This window comes from Streptococcus sp. DD13, assembly GCF_001578875.1.
Taxonomy (GTDB): domain Bacteria; phylum Bacillota; class Bacilli; order Lactobacillales; family Streptococcaceae; genus Streptococcus.
In genome coordinates, this window is record NZ_KQ969508.1 from 33,028 (window position 1) to 38,904 (window position 5,877).

The 5,877-nt window shown below is 46.4% G+C and carries 3 protein-coding genes; all 3 read right to left on the reverse strand.

What is annotated here, in order from left to right:
• On the reverse strand, window positions 1-3,156 hold a 3,156-nt coding region (locus tag STRDD13_RS07360), incomplete at its 3' end, for a CshA/CshB family fibrillar adhesin-related protein (RefSeq protein ID WP_156471293.1).
• A 414-nt stretch (window positions 3,157-3,570) separates the two neighbouring features.
• Window positions 3,571-5,082, reverse strand: a complete 1,512-nt coding sequence (locus STRDD13_RS07365; protein ID WP_067103580.1) for a cell division site-positioning protein MapZ family protein — start codon at window positions 5,080-5,082, stop codon at window positions 3,571-3,573.
• A gap of 10 nt (window positions 5,083-5,092) precedes the next feature.
• Window positions 5,093-5,877: THUMP domain-containing class I SAM-dependent RNA methyltransferase (locus STRDD13_RS07370; RefSeq protein WP_082781225.1), on the reverse strand; the 785-nt coding region annotated here is incomplete at its 5' end.

The window sequence follows — 5,877 nt, forward strand, 5'->3', positions numbered from 1 at the left end:
AACTGCGTCGCCTTCTGTGAAGGTCACGGTTCCCGTTTGCGTTGCGCCTTGTGGTGCGACGGACTCAGCTGAAGTTGCGGTCGGAACAACTGGGGTCACCGTTGGCGTATAGGTTGCTGTAGCTGCTGTGCCATTGGCATCTTTCGCTTGAACAGTGATGCCATCTGGAGTCCCTACGAAGTCTTTGTTTGGCGTAAAGGTCACTTTACCAGTCGCTGGATCAATCGTATAGGTCCCAACTTGTACGCCATCTTTCAGCGCAGGGAGCGTCGTTTCATCTGTCGCTTCTCCTGTCGTTGGATCGATAAACTTGGCAGGATTGTCTGCACTGACCACCATCGGTACCTTTGTTTCCGCTCCATCTTGTTGCTTGAAGGTGACGGTCTCGGATTGCTCTTGACCTTGTTTTCCAGTAGTGGTCTTATCCTCTCCGACTGGTGTCACTGGGAGCACGGTAGGGGTGTATTTCACACCGGCTACAGTCCGTCCATCTGCATCGACGATACGAACGATGATGGGGTCTGGAGTCCCTACGAAGTCTTTGTTTGGCGTGAAGGTCACTTTACCAGTGGTTGGATCAATCGTGTAGGTTCCGACTTCTTTCCCATCTTTCAAGGCTGGAGTGGAGGTTCCTAGGGATTTCCCAGTAGCTGGATCCACGATTTCAGCAGGGGTATCTGCAGAAGGCGTCACTGTCCCTGTTCCATTCTTGAAGGTCAGGTCTTTTGTTTGCTCTAATCCTTGTAGATCCACTGTCGTTTCTTCATCTGACATAGGAATAACGGTTGGAATATAACGGCCATCCATCATGTTGGTCTGATCACTGATTGGTGTTTCAGAACCGTCTTTGGTCACCCATCCTGTTGAGTAGCCATTGTTGTCCACCCGACGGATCGTGATTCCTTTCGCTGTCCCTACAAAGCCTGCTTCTGGTACAAAGACAACATCTACAGCTGTCCCGTTTCCAGTCACCTTATATTTTCCTTCACCAGCAACGACATAGTAGCCATCACTATCCAAGGTCACAGGATTGCCATCCGCATCTACGATCACTGGGTCTACTGTGGTATCGATGACTGCACTCTCAGTTCTTGAGTATTTTTCTTTTCCGTAAGCAGTAAAGGCAACGGTCGCATTTTGCGTCACCCCTTGCAAGCCAGTCGTTTCTTCCTTGCTTCCTTTTGGTGGGAAGGTGATTTGCGTTTCGAAGTCCTCTACTTCTCCAGACATGGACATTCCAGTTGGATTTTCGATATCTGGCGCATGGGTAGAGATCCGGACACGTACGCCCAGTTTGTTTAACTCGGTATTGTTGAGAGCAGGACCATTGTTGAATTTCAAGACCACTGTCCCGTCAGACGTGATGGTTGCTAGCTCAGAACGCTCTGTCGCATTGTCAAATTTTCCATCCCCATTGAAGTCGATCCATCCGTAGAGGTAAGCGGCTGATGCTCCACCTGTATGGGCCTCGATGGACAAGGTGTAATTTCCGTTTGCAGTCCGGTCCAGCTTGATCATGCCATTGGTCTTATTTTTCAAATCTGTCGGCAAGATTTGGTCGATCCCTTCGTCGCCTGTACCTGTTGTGTCGTCCCCTTCCCAATCTTGGGTCAACTTGTCATCCATATCGGGACGTTCTGAACCAATGTACGGTTGTTTGACTTCTTTATCGGTAACCCCGTTCTTACGGTTGATGCCATGGTACGCGTGTCCGTAAGACTCTGGTGCATCTCCTTCGTCCATTGGCAAGAATCCAAGCATGGCAGATTGTTTCCCACCGGATACGATATACAGACTGACTTCTGAAGCATCTTTTGTCATGACAATTGGAACAGCGTAGTTACCTGAAGAAATATTTGGTCCAAATACTCCTGTCCCAAGACCTGAAGTCACTTGGTCAGGACTTTGGAAATATTTCCACGCTACTTTATCTTTTTCTAATGTCGAATTGGATAATTGTTTCCAGTTATTTCCTCCTGGTACTGTTGCTCCATTCGACAATGTTATAGATGTAAGATTAGCATTACCAACTTCAGATAAATTTTGTGGTTGATAATTTAATGTGCTATTGCTATTATCTTTCTTCCACTCCCCGATATGTTCCCAACCGGTTCCGTTCGTTGTGAAGAGGATCAATTCTCCAGCATTGGCCGACTCACCGTCTGCCATCACGATCGCTGGTTTTACATCTTTTCCGTTATACGTTGCAGTAATTCCAAATTGAACCCCGATATTTCCTCCATCAAATTCAGAAGAAATCGTCGTCTTTTTATTTTGAGTGTTGATTCCTTCTTTACGAATTTCTGTCCATCCATTTTGTGCTTCCGCAATAACAAGCGCTTCTTCTCCCGCATTGCGTGCTTTTGAAGTATCTGAGGAAGTAATTGTACCAGAAATATAACGATTTTTCGCATTTGGATCGTACGTTGCTAATTCTTCTGCCGTAGCGCCTTGCTCTTCCATCCGTTTCTTGTAAATATCACTAGCTTGGAAGGGTTTTAACGAGTTAACGGTAATCGTGACAACATATCCAGGCATGACTTCTTTTGTATATTTTGCCCCAACTTGAAGCGCAATATTCCCTTTTGAGTCCGTTGTTGTCCCCGTCCAGTTCGCAGTATCTCCAAAGTCTAACCATGATACTTGCTCTAATAATTGGCTGGATAAAATTGGATCTGTAAATCCTGGTTTAGAGACTTTCGGTGTTGAAGTCGCATCCGTCACGTCCGCATTTACCCCTGTAGAGGTCGCTGCTGAAGCATCTGTTGTATCCTCAGTGGTCGTATCTGCTGCAGTCGTCGCGTCCTCCTCAGTCGTTGCACGACGTGTGCGTACTTTTGGTGTGTCCTCAGCGCTTGTCTCTGTCGTTGAAGCAGTTGCTGCGTCAGCAGTCGTCGTAGGTGCGGCCTCTTCTGTACTAGACGCTTCCGTCGTTGAGCTGGTTGTAGCTGTCGTATCCGCAGCAGACGCTTCCGTCGCTGAAGTAGCTGCCTCCGTCGTTGCAAGAACGGTTGTATTGTCTGTAGCTTCTTCAGCTGCAACAGTTGGTGCTGTCCCTAGCATCACCAAGGTCCCTAAAAGAACCGAACAGGTCCCAACGCTCAATTTCCGAATCGAAAATCGGTTAATGCGTTTATTAAATAACTCTTTTCCCATTTTTCCTCCAGATGAGATGTTCTATGATAAATTTCTCAGGAAAACCCTGAGTTTGAATAACGAAAATATCCTGTGAGCTACGTGCTATTTTATTTTGCTTTCATACATCGTAGCAAACGTTTTATAGTTTATCATAAGTCACTGAAAAAATATAGTAATTTGCTCAAAAAAACATAGAAACTGAGAAACTTTTCTCCACCCCTCTAAGCGGAACAAATCCAAAGTATAACAACTCTCAAACCTTCAAAAAATCAGAAAAGAACAGGCGAAAGAAGGGCCCCTTCCCCATACTTTACAAGAAGGACTTTCCCTTTCTATCGATCTACGATCGCCAAATAAAAAGCCTTAGAGGCCGTATCCATTCGATACGCTCTAAGACTTTTCACCTTTCCTAAAGAAGGAGACTATCCAGATTTAGTAGTCCAGTGCATCTGCATGGCCACTACCATTTCCAACAAAGTAGCCTGTCTTGGCATTGATGGAGAAGAGGTAGGTGCCATCTGGTTTAAAGAGGTTATAATAAGCATTTCCTTTAATGATATTTACGCGCTCCAGGATATAGTTATTTCCTTGGATATAGCCTCTTTGACGAGAAGTCGCTAGGATCCGGTCGAGCACCCCATCCGCAAATTTCCAAGCTGCATTGTCACGATCTGCTAAGACAGTCTTATCATACGGTACGCGACTGAGATTGCGCTGCAAGGTTACTCCATTTGGTAGACGCAAGCCATACCCAGTATAATAGAAGGTAATGCCACTTGTATCTCCCGCAGTCGACCCGGTTGACGTGCTAGCAGGTGTAGCTTGCGTCGTCGTGCCTTGCGTTCCAGCTAGGGCTGCAGCTGTTGGTTGTTCCACACTAGTCTGAGCAGCTGGCGTATTGTTGACGGATTCTTGGGATTTTCCAAAATTAACAGCGGAAGTCAAGAGGTTATCTACGCTAGTGAGACCAGATGCTGAAAAGGAGAGATCCGCCCCTGACTTGACTTGGACGGTCGTATCCAGCTTGCCATCTACGATGAGATTGCCACTAAACTGCTGGTTAATTTTCTCTGTCGCCCGAATCGCACTGGTCAACTGATCCAATTTCGCCTTTGCTGTCTTATAAGCTTCTGAGTTCTTATCCATTTTATCCAAAATCGCTTGGAGGCTAGATAGTTTGGAGAACTCTGAGTTTTTCAACTTGGTTTGCTGGCTATCCGTAAAGAAGGTTGCGTAGGACTTGTTAAACTCCTCTAATAATTGCTGTTCTTGACTGCTTGAAGCTGTCGTGCTGGTCGAACTAGTAGTTGTGCTCGTAGTCGTCGATGTTGAGGACGTACTTTGACTTCCCCGATGTTGGCGCCAGAGTAAGAAAGCGCCAGAGAGGGCTAAAAGCAGGAGTAAAGCAAGAGCCGCCCAGAGAAGGACAGGTTTCTTTTTATCTGTCGACGTTTCCTCGTCCTCTTCCAGGTGGTTAAAGGAAGCCGTTTCTGGAGAAAAAGCAGTGAGAGAATCCAAATCCTTCTCCACGACTGCAGGCTCAGGATCTCTTGCAGGCTCGCTAGCTTGAGTTGGCTCTCCTACTTCTTCTGTCTCATCTGATCCAACTTCTTCAGCGTCTGAATGACGGTGAATTTTGAGTTCGACTTCTTCTGTCAGTGGTGGAAGAACCTTGGTCTCTCCTTCATCCTCGAAAGAGAAGTCGGATGACTCTTTCGAAAGTGTATCCGTTGCTTGGCTCTCAAACTTTTTGGCTTCAATATCTTTTCGGTGTTGCTTGATGTAGCGATCCAACACCCCATCATCCGGTGTGACGCCAGCCTTTAGCTCTTCAGATTTTCGAACAGCTTGAGCAATGGTTAAGTCTTTGGCCTCTTCAAAGTCCAAAATCGGCTCATCTGTCGAACCAGCACCTGTCACTTGTGATTGATCTTTTTCTGACATATCTTTCTCCTTAGATTTCCTTTCGTTTGATTCGTTGCCCAAAGTATTGGTAGAGATCTACTTTTAAGGTCCCATTATAGAGTTTTCGTTTTTTATCCGCCTCTTGACCGTACCGCTTCTCAAACTGCTCATCGCTGGTCAGGATAAATTTTGACCAAGTCAATAAGGGATGAAAGACTTGTCCCATGTCATGATACAGTCTTGCAATCGCATCGTCATCCAAAAGTCGCTCCCCATACGGAGGATTGGAGATGATGACCCCATTTAGCTGATCGGTCCGTAAGTCCTGAAGACGCATTTGTTTAAATTGAATATCCTCTGCAACTCCAGCTGCAATGGCATTTTTTCGAGCCACATCAATCATCCGACCATCGATGTCATAGCCTGAGATATCTAAACTTCCCGCAGGGAGTTGCTGCTCTTTGGCAGCTAGGCGCAACCGATCGACCAATGCACGGTCTACCCAATCCCATTCTTCACAGGCAAAAGTACGATGAAGACCAGGAGCTATCCTACGGGCTAGTAGAGCTGCCTCGATACAAAAGGTCCCGGAGCCACAGGTCGGATCAATCAAAGGCTTATCTGGATACCAATTGGATAACAGCAGGATCGCGGCTGCCATATTTTCCTTAATCGGAGCTCCCCCTTTTTCCACACGGTAACCCCGTTTGAAAAGACTAGACCCCGTCGTATCAATCAAGAGGGTTGCTTGGTCTTTAAGGATAGACACTTCGATTCTATATTCTGCTCCAACCTCTTGCAGGGGGATATGAGCCGGCCTAGAATAGTAATTCT